25 protein-coding genes are annotated in these 25,710 nt (G+C 68.9%); 3 read left to right on the top strand and 22 right to left on the bottom strand.

What is annotated here, in order from left to right:
- Nucleotides 1-155 precede the first annotated feature (155 nt).
- From ACMCNK_RS34220 to ACMCNK_RS34210, 3 genes are all read right to left on the bottom strand, one after another.
- Complete coding sequence (locus ACMCNK_RS34220) at nucleotides 156-986, bottom strand: hypothetical protein (protein WP_412740461.1); 831 nt, start codon at nucleotides 984-986, stop codon at nucleotides 156-158.
- Nucleotides 983-1,321 carry a gamma-glutamylcyclotransferase family protein gene (locus ACMCNK_RS34215; protein ID WP_412740460.1) on the bottom strand — a complete coding sequence of 113 codons (339 nt, stop codon included), beginning with the start codon at nucleotides 1,319-1,321 and terminating at the stop codon, nucleotides 983-985. Before ACMCNK_RS34215 ends, ACMCNK_RS34220 begins: the two co-directional genes overlap by 4 nt.
- A gap of 237 nt (nucleotides 1,322-1,558) precedes the next feature.
- Nucleotides 1,559-2,824 (bottom strand): IS256 family transposase, encoded by a 1,266-nt coding sequence (locus ACMCNK_RS34210; protein ID WP_412738557.1) that lies wholly within the window; start codon nucleotides 2,822-2,824, stop codon nucleotides 1,559-1,561.
- A 331-nt stretch (nucleotides 2,825-3,155) separates the two neighbouring features.
- Here ACMCNK_RS34210 and ACMCNK_RS34205 point away from each other — a divergent pair, with 331 nt between their 5' ends.
- Nucleotides 3,156-3,584 (top strand): TOBE domain-containing protein, encoded by a 429-nt coding sequence (locus ACMCNK_RS34205; RefSeq protein WP_412740459.1) that lies wholly within the window; start codon nucleotides 3,156-3,158, stop codon nucleotides 3,582-3,584.
- A 43-nt stretch (nucleotides 3,585-3,627) separates the two neighbouring features.
- Here ACMCNK_RS34205 and ACMCNK_RS34200 read toward each other — a convergent pair whose 3' ends face one another.
- From ACMCNK_RS34200 to ACMCNK_RS34185, 4 genes are all read right to left on the bottom strand, one after another.
- The gene (locus ACMCNK_RS34200) at nucleotides 3,628-4,743 is read right to left on the bottom strand and encodes an ABC transporter ATP-binding protein (RefSeq protein WP_412740458.1); all 1,116 of its coding nucleotides are present in this window, start codon (nucleotides 4,741-4,743) and stop codon (nucleotides 3,628-3,630) included.
- Complete coding sequence (locus ACMCNK_RS34195) at nucleotides 4,740-5,576, bottom strand: ABC transporter permease (protein WP_412741077.1); 837 nt, start codon at nucleotides 5,574-5,576, stop codon at nucleotides 4,740-4,742. The genes ACMCNK_RS34200 and ACMCNK_RS34195 overlap by 4 nt, the downstream gene beginning before the upstream one ends.
- Before the next feature lie 14 nt (nucleotides 5,577-5,590).
- A complete protein-coding gene (gene modA, locus ACMCNK_RS34190) occupies nucleotides 5,591-6,343 on the bottom strand; it encodes a molybdate ABC transporter substrate-binding protein (RefSeq protein ID WP_412741076.1) in 753 nt (250 codons plus the stop codon).
- 82 nt (nucleotides 6,344-6,425) lie between these two features.
- Nucleotides 6,426-6,851, bottom strand: a complete 426-nt coding sequence (locus ACMCNK_RS34185; RefSeq protein WP_412740457.1) for a TOBE domain-containing protein — start codon at nucleotides 6,849-6,851, stop codon at nucleotides 6,426-6,428.
- A 330-nt stretch (nucleotides 6,852-7,181) separates the two neighbouring features.
- Between ACMCNK_RS34185 and ACMCNK_RS34180 the strand changes: the two genes are divergently transcribed.
- Complete coding sequence (locus ACMCNK_RS34180) at nucleotides 7,182-9,863, top strand: hypothetical protein (RefSeq protein WP_412740456.1); 2,682 nt, start codon at nucleotides 7,182-7,184, stop codon at nucleotides 9,861-9,863.
- A gap of 149 nt (nucleotides 9,864-10,012) precedes the next feature.
- On the opposite strand, the gene ACMCNK_RS34175 is transcribed toward ACMCNK_RS34180, so the two are convergent.
- The 13 genes from ACMCNK_RS34175 to ACMCNK_RS34115 all read right to left on the bottom strand — a co-directional run bounded on the left by ACMCNK_RS34175 (nucleotide 10,013) and on the right by ACMCNK_RS34115 (nucleotide 22,671).
- Nucleotides 10,013-10,405: a hypothetical protein gene (locus ACMCNK_RS34175; protein ID WP_412740455.1), complete on the bottom strand. Its 393-nt coding sequence runs from the start codon at nucleotides 10,403-10,405 to the stop codon at nucleotides 10,013-10,015.
- Between the two features lie 74 nt (nucleotides 10,406-10,479).
- Complete coding sequence (locus tag ACMCNK_RS34170) at nucleotides 10,480-11,088, bottom strand: DUF4360 domain-containing protein (protein ID WP_412740454.1); 609 nt, start codon at nucleotides 11,086-11,088, stop codon at nucleotides 10,480-10,482.
- Between the two features lie 105 nt (nucleotides 11,089-11,193).
- Complete coding sequence (locus tag ACMCNK_RS34165; RefSeq protein ID WP_412740453.1) at nucleotides 11,194-12,300, bottom strand: DUF4360 domain-containing protein; 1,107 nt, start codon at nucleotides 12,298-12,300, stop codon at nucleotides 11,194-11,196.
- 40 nt (nucleotides 12,301-12,340) lie between these two features.
- A complete protein-coding gene (locus tag ACMCNK_RS34160) occupies nucleotides 12,341-13,471 on the bottom strand; it encodes a DUF4185 domain-containing protein (protein WP_412740452.1) in 1,131 nt (376 codons plus the stop codon).
- A 390-nt stretch (nucleotides 13,472-13,861) separates the two neighbouring features.
- The gene (locus tag ACMCNK_RS34155; protein WP_412740451.1) at nucleotides 13,862-14,353 is read right to left on the bottom strand and encodes a DUF4395 domain-containing protein; all 492 of its coding nucleotides are present in this window, start codon (nucleotides 14,351-14,353) and stop codon (nucleotides 13,862-13,864) included.
- Between the two features lie 378 nt (nucleotides 14,354-14,731).
- The gene (locus tag ACMCNK_RS34150; RefSeq protein WP_412740450.1) at nucleotides 14,732-15,166 is read right to left on the bottom strand and encodes a hypothetical protein; all 435 of its coding nucleotides are present in this window, start codon (nucleotides 15,164-15,166) and stop codon (nucleotides 14,732-14,734) included.
- 158 nt (nucleotides 15,167-15,324) lie between these two features.
- A complete protein-coding gene (locus ACMCNK_RS34145) occupies nucleotides 15,325-15,855 on the bottom strand; it encodes an EXLDI protein (protein WP_412740449.1) in 531 nt (176 codons plus the stop codon).
- A 60-nt stretch (nucleotides 15,856-15,915) separates the two neighbouring features.
- Nucleotides 15,916-17,376 (bottom strand): RAD55 family ATPase, encoded by a 1,461-nt coding sequence (locus tag ACMCNK_RS34140; RefSeq protein WP_412740448.1) that lies wholly within the window; start codon nucleotides 17,374-17,376, stop codon nucleotides 15,916-15,918.
- Complete coding sequence (locus ACMCNK_RS34135) at nucleotides 17,373-17,732, bottom strand: response regulator (protein ID WP_412740447.1); 360 nt, start codon at nucleotides 17,730-17,732, stop codon at nucleotides 17,373-17,375. Before ACMCNK_RS34135 ends, ACMCNK_RS34140 begins: the two co-directional genes overlap by 4 nt.
- Before the next feature lie 555 nt (nucleotides 17,733-18,287).
- Nucleotides 18,288-18,473 (bottom strand): hypothetical protein, encoded by a 186-nt coding sequence (locus tag ACMCNK_RS34130; protein ID WP_412740446.1) that lies wholly within the window; start codon nucleotides 18,471-18,473, stop codon nucleotides 18,288-18,290.
- A gap of 21 nt (nucleotides 18,474-18,494) precedes the next feature.
- Nucleotides 18,495-20,861 carry a putative bifunctional diguanylate cyclase/phosphodiesterase gene (locus tag ACMCNK_RS34125; RefSeq protein ID WP_412740445.1) on the bottom strand — a complete coding sequence of 789 codons (2,367 nt, stop codon included), beginning with the start codon at nucleotides 20,859-20,861 and terminating at the stop codon, nucleotides 18,495-18,497.
- A gap of 59 nt (nucleotides 20,862-20,920) precedes the next feature.
- Nucleotides 20,921-21,547, bottom strand: a complete 627-nt coding sequence (locus ACMCNK_RS34120) for a hypothetical protein (RefSeq protein ID WP_412740444.1) — start codon at nucleotides 21,545-21,547, stop codon at nucleotides 20,921-20,923.
- A gap of 77 nt (nucleotides 21,548-21,624) precedes the next feature.
- Nucleotides 21,625-22,671, bottom strand: a complete 1,047-nt coding sequence (locus tag ACMCNK_RS34115; RefSeq protein WP_412740443.1) for a lysylphosphatidylglycerol synthase transmembrane domain-containing protein — start codon at nucleotides 22,669-22,671, stop codon at nucleotides 21,625-21,627.
- A gap of 494 nt (nucleotides 22,672-23,165) precedes the next feature.
- Here ACMCNK_RS34115 and ACMCNK_RS34110 point away from each other — a divergent pair, with 494 nt between their 5' ends.
- A complete protein-coding gene (locus ACMCNK_RS34110) occupies nucleotides 23,166-23,981 on the top strand; it encodes a hypothetical protein (protein ID WP_412740442.1) in 816 nt (271 codons plus the stop codon).
- Between the two features lie 223 nt (nucleotides 23,982-24,204).
- Here ACMCNK_RS34110 and ACMCNK_RS34105 read toward each other — a convergent pair whose 3' ends face one another.
- Complete coding sequence (locus ACMCNK_RS34105; RefSeq protein WP_412740441.1) at nucleotides 24,205-24,600, bottom strand: hypothetical protein; 396 nt, start codon at nucleotides 24,598-24,600, stop codon at nucleotides 24,205-24,207.
- A gap of 306 nt (nucleotides 24,601-24,906) precedes the next feature.
- Entirely contained in the window at nucleotides 24,907-25,488 is a 582-nt protein-coding gene (locus ACMCNK_RS34100; protein ID WP_412740440.1) for a dihydrofolate reductase family protein, read from the bottom strand.
- Nucleotides 25,489-25,710: the final 222 nt, after the last annotated feature.

The raw sequence follows: 25,710 nt of genomic DNA, 5'->3' as shown, positions 1-25,710 counted from the left end.
GAAGGGGCAGCGGGCGCCGACCTTCGGGTGTGACCGAATCCGTCGGCGACGGGTGGGCCGGTGCCGCCGAGGTCCAGGCAGAGCTGGGCGACCGGGCCGTGCGCCCGGAACTCGCCCCGCTGTGACACGCGATGACAGCGTTCGGTTCCGGTGCCTCACAGAGGGCGACGGCCGGTTGTGACATCGACCGGCGCACCGGCGCCGGGCCTGGTGTCCGGGCGCCGGCGCCGCACGGCGACCCCGATCAGCTGAGTGATCAGCACACCGGCGACGGCGACACCGAAGGCACCGGCAACGCCGAGCGGGACGAGCAGCACCGCAGTCAGGAAGCAGAACACCGCGAAGCCGACCAGCCCCTGCACCACCCCGGCCAGCGTCCGGATCACCGCCGGCGGGCCCTGCTGGGCCAGCACGAACGCGGCGACCACGCTCGTGGCGATCGGGAACGGCGCGAGGATCCCGGTCACGACCGGACCCGCGGTAGCCGCGAGCCCGGTGACCGACAGCACCAGCGCGGCAGTGGCCGCCGCCCTCGCCGGCAGGTCCCACCACGGCGGTCTCGCTGCGCCGGCACCGGCAGGAGCGGGGCCTTCGATGGCCCTGGTCAGGCGGGCGGCAGCCCACACCGCCATCATCACCAGCAGCAAGGCCCAACCCGCACCGACCGTCAGACCGGCCAGGGCGATGTCGGCCACCACCGTCGCCGTCCACGACACGACCACCGTGACCGGCCACGGAAAACGGCGACCCGTGTAGGCGAACACCACCGCGAACACCGCGAGCGACACCAGCCCGAGCAGCGACGCCGCGGCCGAGCGAGCCCCGAACCGCACTCCCTGCTCCAGACAGGTGATCAGCAGGATCGGGCCGGCGACGATCGGGAACGCCACCAAAGTGCCGGCCACCCGAACACCCCATCGGCGGCCCGCCAGCGACGACCCCACCACCAGCAGCGGCGCCAACGCCAGCTTCAGCAGCAGCGTCAACCCGGCACGCTCACATAGACCCACGCCTGCGCACCGGAGGCCATGGGCAGCAGCACCCGGTGGTAGTCGTCGACCTCGTAACCGTCCGCGGCGATCAGGTCCTCCTCGGTGACGTCGAAGACCATTCCCGGCACCGTGTCGGCGTCGTCGCCGGTCGCCACGACGATCGGGTGCTGCGTTTCGCCGCTGACCGCGAGCACCTCCGGATCAGTGATCTCCAGCATCCGGATCGCGTACCCGGGCAGAGCGTCGGGGCGGCCGCCGAGTTCCCGGCCGAAGTTGGCCCGCTGCACCGCCGGGTCCCGCAATGTGCCGTACGAAAAGAGCAGAGGCATACTGCGATCATCCCCGTCCCGCCGCCACCGCCCGGCGCGGGCTCGGACGCTCTCCCGGTATCCGAGACCGGGCCGCCCTGGGCTCGCGCAGCACGGTCAGCTCACGACCGGCTCGCGCTCCGACCGCACAGCGATCGGCGCCTGGGCGCTCTCGGGGCCGGGATGAGGGGAACCTCCGATCCGGTCAGTGCCTGCGGGACTGTCAAGAAAACGGTGTAACTCGATCTTTGTTGAGCGTCAGTTGCGGCCTGCGGTGAGTCGGCCTTCGAAGGCCAGGTCGAAGGCGTTGAGGGCGGGTTTCCAGCGGGTGATCCAGCGGCGTCGGCCGGTGCCGGTCGGGTCCAGGGCCATCACGGCGAGGTAGACGCATTTCAGAGCGGCTTGCTCGTTCGGGAAGTGCCCGCGGGCTCGCACGGCCCGGCGGATCCGGGCGTTGACCGACTCGATCGCGTTGGTTGAGCAGACGACCTTTCGGATCTCGGTGTCGAACGCTAGGAACGGTACGAACTCCGCCCAGGCGTTCTCCCACAGCCTGACGATCGCCGGGTATCTGTCGCCCCAGGTCTCGGCGAACTCGAGGAACCGCTGCTCGGCGGCGGCCTCGGTCGCCGCGGTGTAGACCGGCTTGAGGGCCTTCGCGATCGCGTCCCAGTGCTGGCGGGACGCGTACTTGAACGAGTTCCGCAGCAGATGGACCACGCAGGTCTGCACCACTGTCCGGGGCCATACGGTGTTGATGGCGTCGGGTAGGCCGGTGAGGCCGTCGCAGACGGCCATCAGCACGTCGTCGGCACCGCGGTTCTTCAGTTCGGTGCACACGGTCAACCAGAACTTGGCGCCCTCACCACCGTCACCGGCCCACAACCCGAGGATGTCGCGGGTGCCTTCGGTGGTGACCGCGAGGGCGACGTAGATGGGCCGGTTGGCGACTTTCCCGTCGCGGATCTTCACGTTGATCGCGTCCAGGAACACCACCGGATACACCTTGTCGAGGGGCCGGTTCTGCCACTCGGCCATGCCGTCTATGACCTTGTCGGTGATCGTGGAGATCGTCTGGCGAGATACGTCGGCGCCATACACCTCTGCCAGGTGAGCGCTGATCTCCCCGGTCGTCAAACCCTTCGCTGACAGGGACAGGACCATGTCCTCGACGCCGGTCAGCCGGCGTTGCCGCTTGCGGACGATCTGCGGTTCGAACGAGCCGTCGCGGTCGCGCGGCACGGTGATCTCGACCGGCCCGACGTCGGTCAGCACCCTCTTGGCCCGAGAACCGTTGCGGGAGTTCCCGCCGTCTTTGCCGGCCGGGTCGTGTTTGTCATAGCCGAGGTGGTCGGTGATCTCGCCGTCCAGCGCGGCCTCGATCACTCGCTTGGTCAGCTGTTGCAGCAGACCGCCCTCGCCGGTCAGCTGCAGGCCCGCGGCGCGGGCCTGCTCAACCAACCGGCCGACCAACTCGGCGTCCACGGCTTCCGGCGAGACCGCCGGGTCCTTCTTCATCGCCACCGCGGCAGTATCCACGGCGGCTTCGATCGTCACGGTCATCAGGCGTCTCCTTGATCAGGAGTTACACCGTTTTTCTTACAGTCCCGTGCCTGCGGCCGATTCCGTATGGGAAGAGTCGGCCGGTGTCCTGGACGTCCAAGGCGATCCGGGCCCGGGCGGCGGCATCGATCAGCAGGTCTCCCTTTCTCATGTCGGGCTGATTGCCGGAGTCGGGGGCGGCATCGTTGCCGACCGATCACCGGGCGGGCCGACGGGCCGCGTGGTTAGGTGAGTCGACAGGGTCGTTCCGTCCGCGGTCTGCGGGGCGGGGGGTAACGAAGGGGTGGTGGCGGTGCGGTTGAGCATCCGTAACCAGTTCGCCGGCACGGTGGTGGCCGTGGCAGTGGGCGAGGTGATGAGCACGGTGAAGGTGCGGCTGACCGGCGGCCAGGAAGTCACCGCGGCGATCACCGCCGAGTCCGTCCGCGACCTCGGCCTGGCCGAAGGTACGTCGGTCCTCGTTCTGGTCAAGTCGACGGAGGCGTCGGTCGCCACCGGTGCGGTGGACCGGATCAGCATCCGCAACCGTCTGACGGGCGTGGTGTCCAGCGTCGACCACGGACATGTGATGACCACCGTGAAGATCACTTTGGACGGTGGTGAGGCGCTGACCGCGGCGATCACCCGCGACGGCGCGGAAGACCTCGACCTCGCGGACGGCACCCAGGTCACCGCATTGGTCAAATCCACCGAGGTCAGTATCGCCCTGCCGCCGGGGTGACGTGTCCGGTCCGTCAGGGACGGCCGACCACATTCAGGTCTTTTCACTGCGCGTCGCGGAGTGGTGGGTTGGGCTCGGCGGGGTAGGCGCGGGTTTCGGTGGCTTTGACGGCTACCCACACGTGCTGGCCGGGTTCGAGGTGCAGGTGGGCGGCGGCGGCCTGGGTGATGTCGGCGGCCACCGTGATCGGGCCGGTGAGTTGCACGCGGAGGCTGTCGCCGTGGCGTTGCAGGCCGGTGATGGTGGCCGGCCAGGTGTTGCGGGGGCTGCCCTCGGGGCGCAGCAGATGGACGGCGACCGCGGCGGGTGGGAACGCGACGAACACGTCACCGTGCAGCGGATCGGCGATCGTCAAGGCGAAGTCGTCACCGACCTGGACGGCGTGCCCGGCGGCGGCGCCGCGGTACAGGTTGAGGCCGACCAGCCGGGCGACGTAGTCGGTACGCGGCTGCGCGGTGATGGTGGCGGCGTCGCCTTCCTGCACGACCCGGCCCTCCTCGATGATGACCAGCCGATCGGCTAGCACGAGGGCGTCGAGCGGGTCGTGGGTGACCAGCAGCGTGGCGCCGGCGTGCTCGGCGAGGTGGCGATGCAGTTCGGCGCGGGTGTCCAGCCGAGTCCGGGCGTCCAGCGCGGCCAGCGGCTCGTCCAGCAGGAGCAGGGTCGGGTCGAGCGCCAGGGCGCGGGCCAGCGCGACGCGTTGCGCCTGCCCGCCGGACATCTGCCGCGGTTTGGCCCGGGCGTGCTCGGCCAGCCCGACCCGGGCCAGCCAGGCGCTGGCCCGCTCGCGGGCGGCGTGGCGGTCGGCGCCGTGGCGGCGTGGGCCGAACGCGACGTTGTCCAGGGCGCTCAGGTGCGGGAACAGCAGGTAGTCCTGGAACACCACGCCGATCGGACGGCGTTCGGGGGGTGTCCACAATCGCCGGTCGGGGTGGTCCAGGTCGGCGCCGCCGAGAGTGACCTTGCCGCCGGTCAGTGGTTGCAGCCCGGCCAGGGCGCGCAGCGCGGTGGTCTTGCCGGCACCGTTGGGGCCGAGCAGCCCGACGACCTCACCGGCGTGGATGCGCAGGCCGATGTCGAGGCGGAAGGCGCCGCGGTCCACGATCAGGTGCGCGTCCAGGACAGGTCCCGGGCCGCGGTGCTGCCGGATGTCGGTCATGGGCTGGTGAGCCATTTGTCGCGCAGCCCGGCGAGGATGGCCACGGAGACGGTGAGCAGGATCAGGCTGAGCACGATCGCGGACTGCAGGTCGGTCTCCAGGGCCAGGTAGACGGCCAGGGGCATGGTCTGGGTGCGGCCGGGGAAGTTGCCGGCGAAGGTGATGGTGGCGCCGAACTCGCCGAGGGCGCGGGCCCAGCACAGCACGGCCCCGGCGGCGATGCCGGGGGCGACCAGGGGAAGGGTGACGTGGGTGAAGGTGGTCCACCGGCCCGCGCCGAGGGTGGCCGCGGCCTCCTCGTAGCGGACGTCCGCGCCGCGCAGGGCCCCTTCGACCGCGATGACGAGGAACGGCATGGCGACGAACGCCTCGGCCACGATGACCCCGGTGGTGGTGAACGGCAGCGTGATCCCGAACGTGGCGTCCAGCCAGCTACCGAGGATGCCCTTGCGGCCGAAGACGAGCAGCAGCGCCACCCCGCCCACCACCGGCGGCAGCACGAGCGGCACCGTGACCAGCGCGCGGACCAGGCGCCGGCCGGGAAAGTCGACGCGGGCCAGCAGCCACGCCAGCGGCACCCCGAGCAGCACGCAGGCTCCCGTGGCGGCGGTGGCGGTCAGCAGCGACAGCCGCAGCGCGGTGAGCACCCCGGGCTCGCTCAGGTGCTGCCACATGCTCCCCCACGGTGCCCGGATGAGCAGCCCGGCCAGCGGCAGTACCAGGAACGCCAGCCCGAGCGCGGCCGGTACCAGCAGCGGGACCGGCACGCGCTGGGTGCGCCGCCGCAACGGCACGGCCTGCTGGGGCCGTGCCGCCGGGGCGCGCTTGCCGATTGCCGCCACGACCGTTACGGGGCCTGGAAGCCGGCTTCGGTGAGGACCGTTTTGCCCTTGTCGGACAGCACGTAGTCGACGAACGCCTGCGCCGTGGCCTTGTTCGGGGCGTTCTTGAGCACCACGATCGGGTAGTTGTTGATCGCGCTGGACGACTCGGGGAACTCGACCGCGTCCACATCGGCGGCGGCGGCCTTGGCGTCCGTCCGGTAGACCAGGGCGGCGTCGACCTCGCCGAGCTTCACCTTCGACAGGGCGGCCTTCACGTCCTGTTCGTAGGTGACCGGGGTCACTTTCACGCCGGCGGTGTCGAGGACCGCCTTCGCGGCCGCCCCGCACGGCACCTGCTCGGCGCAGAGCGCGACCTTCACTCCCGGCTTGGCCAGGTCGGCCAGCGTCTTGATGCCCTTCGGGTTGCCCTCCTGCACGGCGATGACGAGCTGGTTCTTGGCGAACGTGGTGGGTGTGCCCGCGGCGTTACCCGCGTCCGTGACCGTCTGCATGTTCTTCGGCGCGGCGGAGGCGAACACATCCGCCGGCGCGCCCTGGTTGATCTGCGTGGCCAGTGCGGAGCTGCCGGCGAAGTTCAACGTCACCTTCGTGCCCGGGTTCGCGGCCTCGAAATCCTTTCCGATCTGGGTGAAGGACTCGGTCAACGACGCCGCCGCGAACACCGTGGCCGCCCCGGTCGCGCTGCTCGCCCCGGTCGTCGGCGCGGAACCGGTGCTGTTCTTGCTGTCGCCTCCGCAGCCGACGAGACCCACCATGGCCAGGGCCGTGACCCCGGCCAGCACACCACGAACGAACCGCCTGCCCACCTATGTCCTCCTCAGTTCACCCTGCATGCGTTCAGGCGCCAGTACGCGCCCGAGATACCACAGCGGGGGTGGATCGCTCCACCACTACCGTGGTCGACTTGATCACCGCGACCGCGACCGATCCGACCTGCAGGTCGAGCTCATCGACGGCCTCCCTGCTCATCAACGACACGATCCGGAACGGCCCGGCCTGGATGTCGACCTGCGCCATCACCGTGTCCTTCACCACCGCCGTGACGATGCCCCGTAGCCGGTTACGTGCCGAGGACTCACCCGAGCCGCCGTCCGCGCCGCCGGTCTGGTCACGCACGAACGCAGCCAGGTCGGTTCCGTCGATCGCCCGATGGCCGTGCTCGTCGCGGATCGCGGCCAGCCGGCCGGCGTCCACCCAGCGGCGCACCGTGTCCGCGCTGACCCCCAGCAACTCCGCGGCCTCACCGATCCGAAACACCGTCACGAGAGCACCCTACCGGCACGCAAGTACGGCAGTGCACGGCTGTTCGTCCTGGCACTCGCAAGGCCTGTGGCCCTGCAAGGCCATCTTTTGCCTGACGCACGTTCGAGTGACATCCGGCCCCGCGTCCGCAGGCTGGCGGACGCGGCCGCGGCGAGGACCAGCCCTCGGACATGTGGTGTTCGGAAGTACGGAAGGTCCGAGTATTCGGTGCGGGAAGTGCTCAAGAGTGCTTCCAGTGCCGCCGATGGCTGGTGCATGTCGATCTCCGCACCGCCACCGAAGCGATCTCCGGTCCGCCTCGCTTCCCGGCTGACCACCCACCGCGCTGCTGTGCTGGCAGTGCTGGGGATCACGGCGCTTGCTGTCGGAATGCTGCACGCCGGTGCCGGTGTACCCGCCAAGGTGCTGCCGGAGGCGATCCACGTGCACGGTGCGGAGAACCCGGTGACCGGCCCGTCCTACTCCGGTCTGCGGTCGGACCCCGCCTGCGGCGCGCACGGCCTGGTCACCGACGCGCAGGCGGGACAGGTCCCCGCTCCCTGCGTACACATGGACAAGGCGCCGCCCGGCGTGGACCTGCGGGTCGCCGCGAGCACCGCCGACCTCAAGACCCGAGTGGGCAGCGGCCCGGCGGCAGCCGCCGCGGCGGACATGCTCGGCGTCGCGGCCCCGGCGGGCAGCGTGACCGACCCGTCGGTGCCGTGCGACGGTGATGGGACCAGTGGCTACCGGGTGCAGGCCATGTACGTGGTCGAGGCGGGCCAGTCCAACCGTTATGACGCGCTGCAGACATCGCTCAAACTCTGGGCCGCCGGCGTGGATGACGTGTTCAACAGGTCAGCCGCGCTGACCGGCGGTGTGCGCCACGTTCGGTTCGTGACTGACGGCTCCGGCACGTGCACGGCACGGGTACTCAACATCACCGTCCCGGTGGGCGCGACGAAGGACTTCTCCTCGACGATCTCCGCCGTGCAGAACATGGGGTACACGTCCGGCAGCCGCAAGTACCTGATGTGGGTGGACGCGGCCGGCAAGGGCATCTGCGGAATCGCGAGCATGTACCCCGACTCGTCAGCCGGTCAGGCGAACCCCAACAACGGCGGCTACGCGATGTACGCCCGGATCGACAACCCCTGCTGGGGCTCGTCGAACTCGGTGGAGGCGCACGAGTTGGAGCACAACCTCGGTGCGGTGCAAAAGGACGCGCCGCACGCGACTCCGTACGGCCATTGCCGCGACGACTCCGACCGCATGTGCTACGTCGACGGGCCGGGCATCACGATGATGAATGTCTGTCCCGCCGAGATGGAGTCGCTGCTCGACTGCAACAACGACGACTACTACTCCACGTACCCGCCGGCCGGCTCGTACCTGGCCACCCACTGGAACACCGCGAGCAACCGATTCCTTCTCGGTGGCGGGGACGGCACGAACGGCGGCAGCCCTGGTGCGCCGACGCGCCTCGCCGCGACCCTGCAGGTCAACGGCCCGGCTATCGCTGGCCTCGCCACTCAGGCGCAGGTGAGTACCGAGGTGCCCGCCGGCCGGACCGTCACCGCGATCGCGTGGACGCTGGGCCGTAAGGACTGCTTCCTGTCCGCGCCCACCGCCGAGCAGACGACGATCACGTGCCCGGTCACCGCGGCCGGGTCAACGACCGTGACCGCGGCAGTGACCGACAGCGCCAACTCGACGATCAAGGTGAGCGGGACTCTCGCGTTCGCGCCATTGACCGGTACGAAACGAGCCGTCACGCTCGACGCGACCGTCAACGGCAAGACCGGCCCAGCGGAGGTCTGCCTGTCCGCCGCGACTCCCGTACGGATCAGGATGCGTGACGCCGCGACCGGGCAGCCGGTGATGGGTTTGACCGCCACCGTGGCTCGCCGGACCGGAACCCTGTCACCGATCGTCACAGCCGGGACGATCAGCGGCGCCGACGGCGTCTCCGCGCCGGCTTTGACCGTGGCCGCGGCGACCGATTCGACGTACACGCCGGGAAGCAAGCCTGGCGGGTTGTTCCTCGCCGCGGCCGGGGACACCAACCAGGTGACCGCGAGCCAGTGCGCCCCCAGCATCACCGCGAACATCGACCGCTCCAGCGTCTACTACGCCGACCCGGTCACCGTGACCGGTACCCTCACCCGCCCGCTGTCCGACGGCACAGTCGTGCCCGTCGCCGGCGCGAAGGTGAACGTCGTTGCTGCCACCCAGGTCATCGGGTCCGGCACGCCGACGACAAAGCTGACGACACTGGCCAGCCCGATCACCGACAAGGACGGCCGCTACACCACGATCGTCACACCGACGTCCTCAGCGGCCTGGTCCGTGCAACTGCCCGCGGCGCCGTCGTACAAGCCGGCGAGCGCTGCACTCGGCGACGTCGCCGTGGCCATCCCGGCGACCCGGCTGACCGCCTCAGTGAACGCCACCGCGGTCGGCTACGGCACTCCGATCACGATCACCGGGACGCTGCGCCGCGCCGCCGGCGGGAACCTGACCGCGCTGACCCGCTCGACCGTCACGGCGACCATCACCCCTGCCGGCGCGGGGGCGAAACCCGTCACGCTGGCAAGCGCCACGGTCTCCGACACCGGGACGTTCACGATCACCGGGCCAGCGCGAACCGCGGGTGCCCTCACTGTCAGGTACGCCGGGACGGCGGGCCAGCCCGCCAGCACCCAGGACCTGGGCACACTGACCCTGCAGACGTGGCAGACGACGGTCACGCTCAGCGGGCCGGCGCTGCGCACCGGCGTGAGCGCCTCGGTCAGCGGGAACGTCACCAAGCAGGCAGCCGGCGACCCGATGGTCGCGGCGGGTGTCCCCGTACGGCTCTACCTGCGTCCGGCTGACGGCACCGCGCAGGTGCTGCTGAATGCCGCAACGACGAAGACAGACGGCACTTTCGTCGCCACGGTCCGCCCCGGTAAGACCGGCACGGTCGTCGCGGTGATCACCGGGGTGGCCGGGTACGCGGACAACGCCTCAGCCGCGCTGACCGTTCGGTAGTGCAAGGGAACCCGCCACGTCCATCGCTACGGGGGCGCTGCGGTCAAAGGTGGCCGTTGCTTGTCGGAACGGTGGTTCGTCGGCCGATCCGCTGCGCACGTTGTCGTTAGCGCCCGCCACGTGGGGACCGGCCGAGCTGGTTCGTGGTGTCAGGATGTCGCGACTGACAGGGGGCTGGAGCTGACGTTCATGGCGTTGACATCCACTCCGGACCACCATCGTTCGATGCATGTGGTGGTGGTCGCCTGGACCTCTATGAACTCCGCGGTACCGCCGGGTCGAAGCTGTTGCAGCCGCAGCAGGCCATACTGCCTGCCGAGGTTCGAGACGCACAGGGTCGTGGGAGCCCACGCCTGGGTGGACAGGTTGACGTTGTCGTCGAAGTTTGCCAAGACCACTGGTCCGGAACCCGCAGCGGTCGACGTCGTGGAGCGGTCCGCCGGCATCGCGGCTTCCGCGTGTGCGGTGCCCGCCAGCCCGATGAGGATCGCTGTGGACAGTGCCATGGTGGCGCCGGCTCGTCGGATAACTGATCTGGTCACGCATAGTCCTCTCGTGGCTGCGGTGGTCTTGGATGCCCGGCGCGGGGAACGCTGACGGGCAGTAGGGGTGGTTTTCAGCACGGTCGCCAGGTGAGCCGGTACATCACGACGGCACTCAACTCCAGGGAGCTGACCTGGTCGGGGGAATCCGACCGGACCCGCAGCTCGGTGTTGACGTTGAGGTTGCGTGTGGTTCCGCACGGGCTGAACAGCGGCGTGGCGAACGTGTCCGAGGACTGCCACGTGCCGTGAAGCGGTCCGGTACGGGTATCGCTGACCTGCGTCTGGGCGGCTTCGCCCGCGAAGTAGGCCGTCGTCCGGTGCATGCCGACCGCCTGGCTTTGCAGGTCGGCATACCCGGCGGCCTCAATACCCTCGAGGGCGAAACTCCAGTCGGCCGGATTGTCGACCCGAAGCCCGACCTGGCAGTTCTTGCGCTGATCGATGGGGGAAACGCCGCCGCCGGCCCGGGCGGTGAACTGATCGAAACTCACCATCACGGCGTCGCCGTCCGGGGTTGACCAGGCGGTGGCCGTCCCGGCGGGACAGCCCGACCCGTTGATGGCGGCCACCTCGATGCGCGGCGCAGCGACCGTTCGGTCCGTTGCGGTCGGCGTAGGAGCGCCCAACGGCATGGCAAGCATGGCGACGACCGAACCCACGGCAGTGATCACATCTACCACGGTGCCTCCTCAGTTCTTTGGCCCAGTCTGCGGTTGTCCCGTCGCGTTCTCGTGACTGGGCCATGGTGGTTTCCGGGACCGGCGGCGGCGAAGCCCAGCCGTCGGTCAGCAGCGGCGCCAGGAGAACTGGTAGACGGTGCTGATGCCGGCGTCCGTGGAGTCCATCGTCATGAAGCTGACGGGTGCGGTCGCCGACGAACTCGATACCCGGAGCTCACTGTTGATGTTGATGTTGCGGGTCGTGCTGCAGGGCGCCCAGACGTACGACTCGGCTTGGTGCGTGACGCTCCAGTTGTCGGCGTTTGGCCCCTGGAAGGATTTCTGCACCTGTGCGGTCGCCGGGTCACCGGCGAAGTAGTAGGAGGCCTTCTGCAGGCCGGTGGCGTCAGCTCCCAGCTGCATGTAACCGCGGTAGGTGACCTGGGCGATGGCGTACGTGAAGCCTTGCGGCACCTGGGCCTCGACCGCGAGCTGGCAGTTCTTGCGGTTTTCCAGCGGGCTGACGCCGCCGCCCGCCTGCGCCGTGTACGCACCGTAGGTCACTGTGAAGCCCTGATTGTCCTGGAAGGGTGCCACGGTGGTGGTGCCCAGCGGGCAACCCGTGCCGTTGGCGGTCACCAGCCGCACGGTGATCCGTCCCGGAGGCGGCGTGTTGGACGCGGGAGCCGCGGAAACCGGCGTGCTGACGCCGATTACCCCCAGCGCCGCTGCGGCGGCCAGCAACGACTTGAGCACCTTCGACATTCGTGTCCCCATATTCTGACGGTGAACGTTGGACCGGGCCATGCGGTGGGGATCAGCGCTCGCGGCAGAAACGCAGCGAACGACAATCCTTGCCCACCACCAGGACACGCCGCTGCGGATTCGCCGTAACATCACGGCGAGCGCCTGCTTCGCGGGATCAGCGGCGAAGCGGGCTCCACAACAAGGCGGAGGAATGGCTCCGGTTCCTGGAGCCGAACCCCCGTGATGCCTCACGCTTCGACAGCGCCGGCCGTGCCTTCGAGCTCCATCATGGACACGTTTGCGTCGGGACGCCATGCTTGATCGAAGATCTTCAATATCGTCATAAACGACGGAATATTTCGCCGCCACGGGGCCGCCGCCGTCGAGAAAGGGGGTGAACTGGTTCGCCAGGTCGACGCCGAAGCTTCCGACGTCGAGCTGGTGCAGGGTCCGCGACGGCCTCTCGACGTCGTCGGAGATCTCCACTCCGGACGCTCGTTCACCGAGGACGTCCTCGAACTCCCCTTCACACCGTCCCGGCGTAGTGGGACACGTGGTAGGCGTGCGACGTGCCGGGTGGGTTCTGCTGCCACGTGCTCACCATCAGGTGCAGGTCGCCGACCCCGCTGGTGGAGTACGGATGGATGAACCCGCCGTACAGAAACGGCTCCTGCGCCCCCGTCACCTGCACCTTGGGCTCACTCCACGGGCCCTCGGGCCGCTCGGCCCGCCGGGAGACGATCCGGCCGGGCAGCGAGTACGTCATCGCCCACACGCCGTCGCGCAGCAGCCGGACCGACGGCTCCCCGAAAGGCTCCTCGGCAAGCACGGAGGTGCACGGTTGCCCCCACCGCCACCCGGTGTCCTGGCGCCAGCCGAAGGGCTCGTACGCCTCCGGCTCGAGAACGCGCTGCCACGGCACCCGTTGCAGCATCATCGGGCCATGCTGCCGGCCGGCGCGTACCGAGTACACGTACACGAATCTGCGGTCCCGCTGCATCGTCCACATCTGGAAGGCGTCGAGGTTGGCCGCGTCGTTGGCCCATGCCGCGCCCGGCACATCGGTGAAGTCGTTGCCGTTGTCGGAGTATGCGAGCCCGGCCCGGCCCGTGCGCCACGGCTGTTTCTCAGGCCAGTCGTAGACCGCCATGTACGACAGCACCTGGCGTCCCGTCTCGGGGAAGGAGACGGCGTCGTTGGGGATCCGGGTGATCTCAGCGTTCGGGTTGGCCAACGGCTGGGGAAAATGGATGTAGTCCATGAGCTGCGGGGCGCGGCCGTCGCCCCGCACCCGCGCGGCCGAGTCGAAGACGATCCCGCCCGGGGCGGCGGGATGGACGTTCGACCGCAGCATCACCGGCGAGCGCCAGTCGTCACCCTGCTCCGGCCAGGCAGACGCGAATGTGTCTCCGAAGAGGAATCCGACGGACCCGTTCTCCAGCACGTACGGGATGCCCAGGTCGGTGCCGGCAACCCGCCACCGACGTGCCGGTTCGAGATCGGCGCCGGTCAACCGTTTCACGAAATGCGCGGGTTGCCGCGCCAGCTCCTGCCACGCGTCCCGCAGCGGCGGCGCGGGACGCACCCGGTCGGTGCCACCGGTGAGAATGTCCTGCCACGGCCGATCATGTTCCAGCCGATCCCCGCCCCCGCTCATGAGTTCCGACCTTTCGCCGCCCACCCGATGGACACGTACGGCCGCGTCAAAGCGACCTCAGCTCCGTGCCCCGTCCAGTGTTGGGCCTGGCATGGACCAGGTCCAGCGTTTCGGCTGGCTGGGGATGTCGGATTGCCGCCAAGGCACCTACCTGCTGATGAGGAGTTTTCGCACCACGACCACCTGCCTGGCGCTCTGCGTGGTCGGCACGCCGGCGGTGAAGTCGATGGCGTTCCGATTCACGCCCCGGAGCCCGACGGGGCGCCGGCAATGGTGGAATCGAGGGCATGCGATCTCTACGGTTCGGTCTGGTGTGGCAGGGCGACGGCTCCCCGGCGGAGGCGGCCCGGCGGGCAGAGGACGCGGGCTACTCGACGCTGCTGTTGCCGGCTATGGATTGGTCGGAGCGTCGTACCGTCGGGTGATGTCGTTGCAGGCCTCGCAGACCGCCTCGGGGATCAGCCCCATCCGCGTCAACCTGGCGAAAATCGCGCAGCCCAGGCACACCCCGAAGAACGCCTCCAGCGCGGCGGCCGAGGCGAGCAGAACCAGCACGGCGAACGCCACGCCGACGTGGTGCAGGCCGAATGCCAGCACCACGGCGATCAGCGACATGGCCGCCCCGATGCCCTGCGCGAACCGCTTCGGCGGCCCCGGCACCGGCCTGGCCGGGATTCGGAGCAGTGGCCGGACACCCCGGGTGACGAGCTGCCCGAGCGGACTCAGCGTCGGGCCGGTCAGCACCCGGGCCAGAAACCCGTACGCGATGACGACGATCAGCCACGGTTGCCGCAAGGCGACGGCACACACGCACATGAGTACGACCCCACCGGCCACGAGCCGGGCAGACACCTCGTCTACCGGATTGGGGAAGCTGAACATCGCTGCGGCACCTTGATCTCGACTCGGCGTGCCGCCGTCGTCAGCGGCCCGCGGGTAGGGGCGTCACCTTAGTCGACTAAGCCCATCGGATCAATAGGCAATCGGTCGGGCCCGGAGCGGGGTGTTGCCCTGAACCGACGCCGACCGGGACCTCGTGGCCGGCTGGGTGGACACCTGTTCGTCAGCACTCCGAAGGCCGTCGCCGGGCAGGGCGACCACCTTGCAACTCGTCACCGGCGCCGACGAAACGCTGGCCACCATTATCCCCCACGACCACGCCGACCGGGTACGTTCCTTCGCGCTCCCCGAGGAGAGGCGTTCGGATGCTTTTTCGAGCAAGCGAGGACTTGCGCGCGAAGAACCTGAACCGGGTGGCGGCTAGGCACGTGTGGTTTCGCTGTCGGAGATTGCCTCCGCGAACTGCATTCCGTCGCGGCGGGTGAAGATGAAGGCCAGCCGCAGGGCCTGCCGCTGGCCATCGATCGCCAGATCGAACTGGACTTTTGTCAGTCGCTTCTTCAGCCGCGTGACCGTAAGCAGTCCACGCGGCAGGCTGCCGCCGATGCGTACCTTGCGGATTCCGGGACTCACCACCAGCAGCCGCTGGTTCGTGAGGATCACTACCCGTAGGGAGGGCTGCACGGTCGCCGCCATCATGCCTCCGGACAGCACTGCGGTGGCCACCGCCAGGGCGACCTGCGTCTTCACCGACACGGTGCTGACCATCGCCTGGCCTACCAGCATCACGCGTTCGCCGGGCTCCAGCAATGGCTCCACGGCAGCGGTCAGACGCTGGCGCTCCTTCTCCCGCATTCCCTCTCCTCCCAGGCGTCGTATTGACGGGAAAAGATACCGCGGATGGCGCCGGGCGTGGGGACCTCCCCCGTTCGCAACGGCGTCACCGAGGTCGGGGATGCTGGGTCATCCACCGAGGGAGCTTTGGGGCTCCGCCGGTGGATGATCGGTGGCCGCTAGATGTCCAGGTCCTCGATGGTGGGCTGGCTGACCGCGTCGAGTACCAGTTCGTACAGTTCGCTCGGGATGATCTCGCGTAGCGCGTCGAGGTTGTCGGCGATGCGCAGGGTGGAGTCCGCCGGGATGCGCGTCCAGGACTGGTTGGCGCTCCAGTCGCCGACCCACGCGCGCCAGCCGGTGCGGTATTTCTCCGCGTTCGGTCCGGTGTTCACGTGGGCTTCGGAGCGCTCGTGATGGACGACGAACTTCTCCGTGCGGGTGCGGTAGACGCGGTAGGTCTCGTCGCGCTCATTGCCGCTCTGTTCCATCTCGGCCAGCAGCATGCCGGCGAAGCGCTGCCTGCGGCCGAGTCCGGGGCCGACGCGCACGATCACCTCCTCGAAGCCTTGCTGCCGGCCTTCTTCGACCTCGACGTAGCGATGCAGTGCGGCGGCGATGGCGGTGGACAGCTTGCCGCCGGCGATCTCCTGGGCGCGCTGGAACAGCGGCATGTCGTCGTCGGACACGTAGATGGTTTTGTTGGGCACGCCCTGACTATACGCATACGTGTACGTAGCCGCAACGCCTTGGTCGGTGCGAGTGCTGGTTCATTGCTGTGGATCGTTGGGGCTGGAGGTGTAGAGGCAGTCGCGCAAAGGGGTCCCGCCGAGCATGCCGGTGACCTGTTCGAGTGCGTTGCCGATGGTGACGCCGTGGTCGGTGATGTGGCAGATGTGCATGGCCTGGTCGTGGCGGCTGCTGCGCATCTTGATCACGTTGATGGCCCGGCCCAGTTCGGCGCAGTGTTCGATGTAGCGGAGCTGGATGACGTTGTGGAACAGGTACATGAGTCCGGCCAGGGGCTCTCCGATCGGCCCGAAGGTGTTGGTGGCGCTGGTCACCCAGAGGGAGGCACTGGAGGCCCGGACCACGCCGAGGATGCTGCGCAGGTAGGCGGGGAACCGTTCGGTTTCGCGGGCGGTGGCGGCCATCTCGGCCAGGCTGTCGATCACGACCCGGGTTGTCGAGCCGTCGGTGAGGCGGTGCCGGACCACCGCCGCCAGGACGTCGAGCTCGAGTTCGCCGACCGGAACGTGGGCGATCATGAGCTGGTCGCTGCGGCGGGCGGCGGCGAAGTCCCAGCCGAAGTTGCCGGCTGTGGCGATCAGCTGGTCGGAGGTGTCCTGGAAGGTCAGGTAGAGGCAGCGTTCGCCGCGGGCCAGGCCCTCGGCGATGAAGTTGAGACAGCCGATGGTCTTGCCGACGCCGGAGGGGCCCAGCACGAGCGTGGCGTCCGAGTCCGGTATCCCGCCGCCCATCAACGGATCCAGGCCGGCAATGCCGGTGGGGACCCGTGCGCCCTTCGACGGCACCTCCTCGGGCCGTAGTGCCTCGACGCGGGGATACACCTGGAATCCGTCGGAGCTGATCTGGGCGGTGTGGGCGCCGTTGAGGTGGATGGAACCGCGCATCTTGGCCACGCGCAGGGTGCGCCGGTCGACGGGCTCGCGGGACTGGTAGGACAGGTGCACGATCGCATCGGCGAGGGTGAAGTCCGCCCTGGTCTGCGTCTCCTCGGCGGTGTACTCGCCCAGGAGCAGCAGCACGGCACCGCTGTGCGCGACCCGGCTGGTCAGGTCGTACAGCGCCGTGCGCAGAGCATGACTGCTGGAGAAGTCCCGCAGCATCTTGGTGCTGTCGATGACCAGCAATGCCGGCTCTTCGTCGACAGCTTTGCGGACCACCTCGTCCACGAATGGCCGCAGGTCGTCGCTGGCGTGATTGCGCAGCATATCTCCCAGGTGCACGTACTCCACCTTGGCTCCCAGCGCCTGCGGATCGAAGAACGCGAACTCGCGCAGGTGCTCCACGAGCTTGGAATGCGGCTCCGACAAGGTCGTGTAGTACACGGCCTTGTGCTCGACAGTGGCGCAGGCGAAACACATCTGTTGCGCCAGGATCGTCTTGCCGGACCCGGGCGGCCCGGTGAACACGACCGTCGAGCCCCGTTCGAGGCCTCCGCCGAGGATCAGGTCCAGGTCCGCCAGCCCGGTCGACAGCCGTTTCACCGCCCGTCACGTCCCTTCCGGAGGAGGTCGTTGACTACCGCGAGCAACTCGGTACCCTGCCAGGGTTTGGCCAGCGTGGCGTCGGCGCCGACCGCCAGGTGCCAGTCCCCGGTGACCGCCAGGATGGGGATCGCGGCGGTTTCCGGGTCGACCCGCAGCCGGCGGATGAATTCGACGCCGCCCATCACGGGCATCATCATGTCGGTCACCACCAGGTCCGGCAGCGACTCATGCACAAAGCCCAGCGCGGTGGCACCATCGCCGGCGTCGGTGACCTCGTGGCCCGCCGATGCGAGGACGCGCCGCAGCAGAAACCGCAGATCCGGCTCATCGTCGACCACCAGAATCCTGCCCATCGAAGCCACCCGCTCATCAAACGCTGCGCCTCCGCAGACTCCATTCCCGCCCCGGCACCGGCGAAACAGCATCACAGCGGCCTTTCTTGCTCGCTGGAAAGTCCCTGCCTGAATTACCGTCAGCGGAAAAGATGGCTCGCAGCCACGACCTTTCCGGCTCGCCGTCGAGACGCCGAGGCCGCGGGCGAGAGAGCTCAGACCGAGGGCGGCAGACCCGATACAACGTCAATGTGGGGCTCTCTAGTCCGCACACGGTGCCTTCCTCGGCCTCGGGGCAGCCCCCGCCACACGCGTACCGCTCCGACGAGCGCCAGTACCGCCTCGCCCCAGCCGGTACTCGGGCGGACGGCCTGGGCGCGCTCAAGCTCGGCATGACCGGAAAGGCGGCTGAGAGCACCGGCCTGGTGGCCAGGACCGGCGCCCCGCAGCCGACCAGCGGCTGCGGGATGCCGTACACGCTGAAGGGCGCAGGCAGCAGAGCTTCCGTGTTCCTCTCGACCGGGCGCGGCATCGTGTCGATCACCGCGTACCCGGAACTGGCAACGCCGGAAGGGATCAAGCTCGGCAGCTCGGCGAGCCGAACTCGGCGGCGCCGGCCAGCAGGCCCGCCGCGCCGCCCTCCGGGTACGCCCATGTGCTCAGGCCGCCGCCGACCTGGAGTCCCCGCACCGTGCTGGCCGGCAGGCCGGGCGCAGCGGTATCCCAGCCGTCATCGCGCAGCCGGCGCGCCCGTGCACCCACCGGAGGACGACTCGGCAGCGATCATCCCGCGGCGGTTGCGCGGGTCTCGGCAAGTTCGACCAGTTCCTCGGCGGGCATCGGCCTGGCGAACAGGTAGCCCTGGCCGGTACCGCACCCCAGTAGCTGCAGCTCCGCGGCCTGCGATGCTGTCTCGACGCCCTCGGCGATCGTGGTGAGATGCAGTACCTGGCTGAGCCGTAGGATCGCGCCGGCGATGCCCGAGCCCTCGGGTGTGCCGTTCAGCTGCGCCACGAAGCTACGGTCGATCTTGAGGATGTCAACTGGCAGCCGGGTCAGGTAGTGGAGCGACGAGTAGCCCGTACCGAAGTCGTCGATCGCCACCCGAATGCCGCATTCGCGGAACTCGCGCAGCATGGCGATCCCGGTGCTCTCGTCGACCAGCGCCGACTCGGTGATTTCCAGGACCAGACGGTGCGGCTCCAGCCCGGTGCGTGCCAGTACGTCCAGCACGTCATGCACCAACGTCGGTTCCTGCAACTGCCGCGGCGAAAGGTTGACACTGACGTAGAGGTCGCCCCACTGTGCGACCTGGCGGCACGCCGTCTTCAGCACGAACAGGCCGATCTCGGCAATCGCACCCGTACGTTCGGCGACCGGGATGAACTCCGCGGGCGCGATGCTGCCCAGTCGCGGGTGCTCCCACCGGAGCAGCGCCTCGACGCCGACCGGCCGGCCGTCGGCGAGGTCGACCAAGGGCTGGTAGACCACGTGCAGCTCGCCGCGCTCGAGCACGCCGGTCAGACCCTCGACGAGCGGGGACTGCGCCGTGCGCCGGTCGGTCATGGCTGCATGGTGTACCTGGACGCCGTGTTTGCCCAGGTGCTTGGCCTGGTACATGGCGGTGTCGGCGCGGCGCAGCAGTTCCTGCGGGGTGTCGCCGACGCGACCGGTGGCGACGCCGATGCTGGCCCGGATGGTCTGGGCGTCCTCGCCCATGCGTACGGGTGTCGCGGCCGCGCAGGCCAGGATGCGTTCGGCGGTGGTGACCGCGCTCGCCTCGTCGGGTACGTCGGTGAGCAGCACGACGAACTCGTCGCCGCCGAAGCGGGCCACCACATCACCGGCACGGGTGCTGGCATGCAGGACCCGGGCGAACTCGGTCAGCATCGCATCCCCTGCGGCGTGCCCGTAAACGTCGTTGACCAGTTTGAAGCCGTCCAGGTCGATGAGCAGCAGCGCGATGTCCGTGTTCGGTCCCACGCACTCGGCGAGTCGGGCGTCCAGCCCGGCCCGGTTGGCGAGGCCGGTCAGCGGGTCCTGCAGCACCATTCGTTGCAGTTCCAGTTCGCGTTCGCGCAGCCGTGTCTCGACCTGCTCGCGGCGTTCGATGTCGTCGCGCAGGGCGGCGGTCGCGGCGTCGACCTTGGCCATCGCCCGGTTCCGGGCGCTCGCCAGCAGACCGACGATCAGGGTGAGCAGCGCGGTGATCGTCATCGCCACCCGGAAGGTGGTGCCGACGATGCCCTGCCGGGATTCGCGAAGCAGCGCGTCGGTCGGGTACACCTCGAACGTCCAGGTATGCGCACCGATCGTGATACGCGCGACCCGGTCCAGCGACGCAGAGTAGTCGTGGGCGCGGCCGGCGGAGGCCGCGGCGACCGTCTGCACGACCGTGCCGTTCAGCTCCGAAAGGTCGGCGGCGACGGCGCCGGACGTCTGCGCCTGCAGCATCGCGGTCAGCAGGTCGTGGCCGTGCACACCCATGGTGAGCCAGCCGCCGAACCGGTTGCCGGTGTGATACACCGGGACGGCGAGCCGGAACGAGAGCTGCTGCTGTGCGACAGGCAGGGTGCGATCGGACTGCAGCACGTACGCGCGGCTGACCGCGAAACCGCCGGAGGACCGCGAGTCCCGCAGCGCCTCCGCCGCCTCGGGAACCGCGTACAGATCTGTGCCGCTGGGCCGGTTCCGGCCGTCGAGCGAACGTCTGAGGACCGTGAACGCGTGCCGGCCGCCGGAGGCGAGCGGTTTCAGCGTCAGGTTGCGCGCGCCGCGCTGGCGCCAGGAAGACTGCAGGCCGGCGACACCGCTGTCAGTCGACTCCGTGACCAGGTCGAACGACGTGGCGCCGGGCAACCGGCGGTTGCTGACCGTATTGGTGATCCAGGTGAAGTCAGTGGCGGTGAGGTCGGGTTGCGCCCCGACGGCGACGGCCACGTCGGTGAGCATCTCGCCGTACCGTTGGATCTCGGTGCTGATCGCCCGGCTGACGTCGCTGGTATAGCGGTCCATCAGATGGGCCGCGCTGCGCCGTTCGTCGGTACGTTGGGCAGCCCATGACGCGCCGGTGCCGGCGAGGGCGACCACCACGACGAGAGCGATGCCGGTCCAGCGTCGCCAGCTTGGCCGGACAAGCATCCGCAGCATGCCCGACAAGATCGGTCGACGGGCCGCCGACTGAAGGATTCAGGCACTGCCGCGCTGAGTCAGATCAGCGGTACGGCGGCGACGGTCTCGTCCGGCTGATTCTCGATCGTGCAGTACCGCCACTTCCCGTCGGCGCCCTTGTCGAGGGTCACCTCGAACAGTGCCGACGGGACCGCGTCGTACGAACCGATCGTGACCTTGCCGGTGGCGCTGCTGACCACCGGCTCAGCCGGGCGCGCGGCCGTGACCATCAGGACCTCATGGCCGTACGCCGGGGTCGGCGCGGTCACCACGGAGAACACCGGCGGGGCGGGCGTCACGTACGCGTTCTCCGTGATCAGCGACTGCACCTGCTGGGCCAGCAGCTGTGCGACCGGGCACCCCGGGGTGGCCACGTTGCCGACGAGTGCCGGGTTCGGGTTGGCCAGTAGCCACTGCCCGTAGGCGCTCAGCGAAGCGAGCACCTTTGGCCACGAGGTCCCGGTGGTCGCGAGCGCGGGCGGCGCCGTACGCGGCTTGGGCACGCCAGCCGTGATTGCCTTGAGTGGCAACGGCGGCACGGTAAGCGTCGGAGCGGGCGGCGCGGCCGCACCCGTCGCCGTCGCGGCCGTCATCGCGCAGCCGCTCAGGCTGGCCAAGGCGGTCGCGGCGATCAGCAGGCCGGAAACGAGACGAGGCACGATCATGTCAATCGGCAACCGCGCCGCTGTCCTGAGCGTTCACCAGCCGCCGGGCGTCCTGCACGGGGGTACGTAAGAGCGTGCTAAGAAGCGGTGGCCGTGCGGCGTAGCCCGGCCCAGCACACCAGACCGACCGGTAGCACGGCCCAGCACGACAACAGCCGGTAGACCAGCACCGCAGCGGTCGCTGCCACGGCTGGCGCACCTCCGGCGGTGAGCGTGACGATCAGGCCGGCCTCGATGACACCGATTCCGCCCGGCGTGAGTGGGATCTGCCGGGCGAGTTGCACCGCGAAGTATCCGGCGGCCATGACCCGCAACGGGACCGACAGCCCGAGGGCGTGCACGGCGGCACCAAGACACGCGAGGTCGGCCAGCCAGTTGACCGCCGCAAGCGCGATGACGGCCGCCCACCGGTGTGCCGGAACGAGCGCCGCCATCGCCACCGTGTGCGGCACCGACCGCCACACCCGGCGGGACAACGAGCTGGCGCGCATGTCGTGGAGGCCCGATCCGCCGCTGGCCGGCCGGGGCGCGAACCGCCATGCGAGCCACGCGAGTGTGGCACCCCCGGCAAGAATGGCCAGGCGTTGCATGCGACTCGCCGACGACAGCAGGTCACCGGCGTACAGCGCGGCCAGGCCGAGCACCGACGCCAGCCCGGACAGCAGCATCACGGCCGCGGCAACGGAATGGCGCGCGCCGTGCAAGCGGAACCGGCGGAAGGCGTAGCCCGCCGACACTGCCGTGCCGGCGGGCATGGCCGTCGACATCGCGGAACGAGCGTAGGTCGTGGCCAGGGACACACCTGCTGGGATCTGCACGCCGAAGGCGGCGAGCAGGCTTCGCTGCTGCTGCGAGAAGGCCACCATCGAGATGATCTGTAGCGCGGCGGCGACAGTCAGCCAACTCGGCTGGGCCTGCCGCAGCACCGTCCAGGTCGACGAGGCAGCCGGCAGACGCCCGTGCAGTTCGGCGAGGGCCAGTGCGGCAGCACCGATCGCGAGCGCCGGCCGCCACCAGTGACGGCGCCGTCGCGCCGCCGGAGCCGAGGCGGACGTTGCCGTGGCCAACACGGCAGGTGAGCCGATCGGTGTCGGCGCCGCGGCAGCCTCAACCGTGTCGATCATGACGAGGTTCCCTCTCGAAGTGCGGACCTCATCACGATCGGTCGCGAGGGTAAGAGCACAGGACGTCGCCGGTTAAGAAGTGCGTGAGAAAGCCAGGCCGGAACCGGACATCGATCGCGCGGTGTCAGCCCGGTAGAACCGGTCGACGACGTGCGGCCGGTCCTGTTTCATCGATCCCCGGCCCGGATCCGACCGTCAGCACGCACCGCCCCGACCCGGTGGTCCGGAGCGCGGTGTGCACGTCGCCGAGGGCGGGCTCCACTTCGCCGCGTTGTCCGGCACGTTCACCACCATGCGTTCGAGTTCGCCGGGGCGTTCGCAGACGGTTGCCAACTCGAGTTCCGTGCGGAAATGCAGAGCCGGCCCGCTGCCGTGAGCTGCCCCGATCGAATGAACGAAACCCCTACCTAGCAGGTGCAAGATAAGAATTCGCTGAAGACGACGCTCGTGGCGACACGCCGGGGCCGGCGGCCCGGCGTGCCAGAGTCGCGGCCATGACGATCAGCCAACGCCGCCCAGCGTCCGCGGCCGCTGTCACTCAGCTGGTGCGCAGTAAGGTTCCCGAGGTCACCCTCTTGTTCTGGGTCATCAAGGTGCTGACCACCGGGATGGGCGAGACGGCGTCGGACTTCCTGGCCCACCACGTCGACCCGGTGGCCGCGGTCGGCTTGGGTGGCGCTGGCCTGTTGGTCGCGTTGGTGGTTCAGTTCGCCGTGCGGCGGTACCTGGCGTGGGCGTACTGGCTGGCCGTGGTGATGGTCAGCGTGTTCGGCACGATGGCCGCGGACGTGCTGCACGTCGCGCTAGGCGTGCCCTACGCGGTCTCCACTGTGATGTTCTCCGTGGCGTTGGCGGCGGTGTTCGCCCTCTGGTACCGCGTCGAACGGACGCTGTCGATCCACGCGATCACCACACCGCGGCGTGAACTGTTCTACTGGGCCACCGTGCTGATCACGTTCGCGTTGGGCACGGCCGCCGGGGACCTGACAGCCACGTCGATGCGATGGGGGTATCTGGTCTCGGGGTTGGTGTTCGCGGTGGCGATCGGAGTTCCGGCGCTTGGGCACCGGTGGCTGGGCTGGAACGCGGTGGCGGCGTTCTGGGGCGCGTACGTGATCACCCGCCCGTTGGGCGCATCGTTCGCGGACTGGATGGGCGTATCGGTGCACCGTGGCGGATTGGGCTGGGGCACAGGACCGGTAACGCTCGGCTGGGCGGCGGCAATCGTAGTGTTGATCGCGGTGCTGGCGGCAAGCGGTATTGACCGGCCGCAGGTGGAGGCCGCGAATCAGCCGCCGTCGTTGCACTGAGGATTTGTTGTCGCACAAAGGGAATTTAAGCGCCTTTGAGCGGGAAGGCTGGGACCGGTCCGCGATCTCATCCACCGAGTCGGAGACCTGTTCTGCGCCCGGCCGCCCTTGCCCTGATCCAAGCCCCAGCTCTTGCGGCAGTGGGGGCATCGGGTTATCCCCTTTACGAAAAGTCCGGGTCGAGTTTGAGCTCGACCCGGACGCTAGGCAAAGGGGACGAATATCAATGGGGGCGTGCGGCAGTGAGATCGGAACGGAGCTTGACGCGCTTGTCGTGTAGGGCCACCAACAGCGGGCGATCCGCCCGGATCTGGTCCATGGTGGTATCGGCGTCGATCTTCTGCCGCGCGGCCACGGCGGCGTTCAACAAAGCGACGATATCGGCGTCGAGCAGGCTCTTCTGCGCCGCGGTGTAGCGCTTGTTCGCCGCAACGCGCGGCCGCAGCACGGCCAGGCGGCTCACGATGTGTGCCACCTTCTCGTTGACGTGCTGCTGGATTTCGGCGACGGTGTGGTGCGGAAGTTTCTGCGGCGGTGCCGCCGCCGCGGGTGAAATTGCGGATGCCGACACTGCGCCCGCAGCGACAATGGAAGAAACAACATACCGAATGGTTTTCACGCCAACTCCCGATATGACGATGCGTGACTGACATTCTCTATTGTGTACTTCACCGTGCCGGCGTCGGCCATGGCACGCCGCCGTGCATCAAATCAACCCGCACGTGGGACTCGTGCGCCCGGACCGATGCCAGCAATCACGAAGCGAATTCGACCGTCGCATGTCAGAATCGGGCATGTCTCTGGGTTCGTCCTTGGCCTGGTCTGGTCTGGCCACGAACCCTGGTTAGTAGCAACGGCCACTGAGAAAATGGTCCGATGTGGGCGCAGAATTTCGATCGCCGCCTACCGCACCCGCTCAGACCGGTCAACGGCGTACCTGATAGCGCAGGTGAAGCACGCGGTTGCTCTGAATCACCACGTCAGGATCCTCCAACAGGTGCTGCGCGTGGACCGACCCGAAGTATCGCTTGCCGGACCCGAACACGACGGGTACGACGTCCATGCGCACCTCGTCGACCAGGCCCGCGGCAAGCGCCTGGCCACCGACGTTGCCAGCGGCGACCTCGACCATGCGGTCACCCGCGAGCTCCTGCGCCCTGGTCACGGCTGCCTCGACGCCGTCGACGAAGTGAAACGGCGCCGCGGGGTCCCAGCCCTCGGGCTGCGGCCGGTGCGTCACGACGACCACGTGGTCGATCCCGGCCGGAGGCTTCCCGCCCCAGCCGTCCGTCATGTCGAAGACGTGGCGGCCGACGATTGTCGCCCCGATCTGGTTCCAGTACGCCCGGGTGTAGTCGTAGGACACCTGCGACACTTTCACCTCGCCGCTCTCGTCCAACGGAACGTCGCCACTGGACAACCAATCGAACAGTGGTCCGGGCTGATCGTTCTCGTCCGCGACGAAGCCGTCCACCGACACCGAGCCGTACATGACTACCTTGCCCACGGGGCTCTCCTCTACTTAGGGATGGCCCCAAATTAGCGCCCGACCTCCCGGTACGCCTTGTAGATCTGGTTTTGCGCGAGTTCGACGACAACCGGCGGTCAGCGTCACCGCAGTCACCTTGCATTGTGAGGAGCCGGATTCGTGCAGCGTGCTACCGCTTCCACCGTCCGGACCAGTGCGCCTGGTCGGCGGATGGGCCATGGTCATCGGCGAAACCCGTTC

Source organism: Krasilnikovia sp. MM14-A1259 (assembly GCF_047159535.1).
Lineage (GTDB): Bacteria > Actinomycetota > Actinomycetes > Mycobacteriales > Micromonosporaceae > Actinoplanes.
This window is presented reverse-complemented; position numbering and strand designations above follow the sequence as displayed.

Coding starts and splice junctions, on each gene's coding strand:
- ACMCNK_RS34215 (WP_412740460.1), bottom strand. CDS start 1,321: ATGCCTCTGCTCTTTTCGTACGGCACATTGCGGGACCCGGCGGTGCAG.
- ACMCNK_RS34200 (WP_412740458.1), bottom strand. CDS start 4,743: ATGACCGACATCCGGCAGCACCGCGGCCCGGGACCTGTCCTGGACGCG.
- modA (WP_412741076.1), bottom strand. CDS start 6,343: ATGGTGGGTCTCGTCGGCTGCGGAGGCGACAGCAAGAACAGCACCGGT.
- ACMCNK_RS34160 (WP_412740452.1), bottom strand. CDS start 13,471: ATGAGCGGGGGCGGGGATCGGCTGGAACATGATCGGCCGTGGCAGGAC.
- ACMCNK_RS34155 (WP_412740451.1), bottom strand. CDS start 14,353: ATGTTCAGCTTCCCCAATCCGGTAGACGAGGTGTCTGCCCGGCTCGTG.
- ACMCNK_RS34150 (WP_412740450.1), bottom strand. CDS start 15,166: ATGCGGGAGAAGGAGCGCCAGCGTCTGACCGCTGCCGTGGAGCCATTG.
- ACMCNK_RS34135 (WP_412740447.1), bottom strand. CDS start 17,732: ATGGGCAGGATTCTGGTGGTCGACGATGAGCCGGATCTGCGGTTTCTG.
- ACMCNK_RS34125 (WP_412740445.1), bottom strand. CDS start 20,861: ATGCTGCGGATGCTTGTCCGGCCAAGCTGGCGACGCTGGACCGGCATC.
- ACMCNK_RS34120 (WP_412740444.1), bottom strand. CDS start 21,547: ATGATCGTGCCTCGTCTCGTTTCCGGCCTGCTGATCGCCGCGACCGCC.
- ACMCNK_RS34115 (WP_412740443.1), bottom strand. CDS start 22,671: ATGATCGACACGGTTGAGGCTGCCGCGGCGCCGACACCGATCGGCTCA.
- ACMCNK_RS34110 (WP_412740442.1), top strand. CDS start 23,166: ATGACGATCAGCCAACGCCGCCCAGCGTCCGCGGCCGCTGTCACTCAG.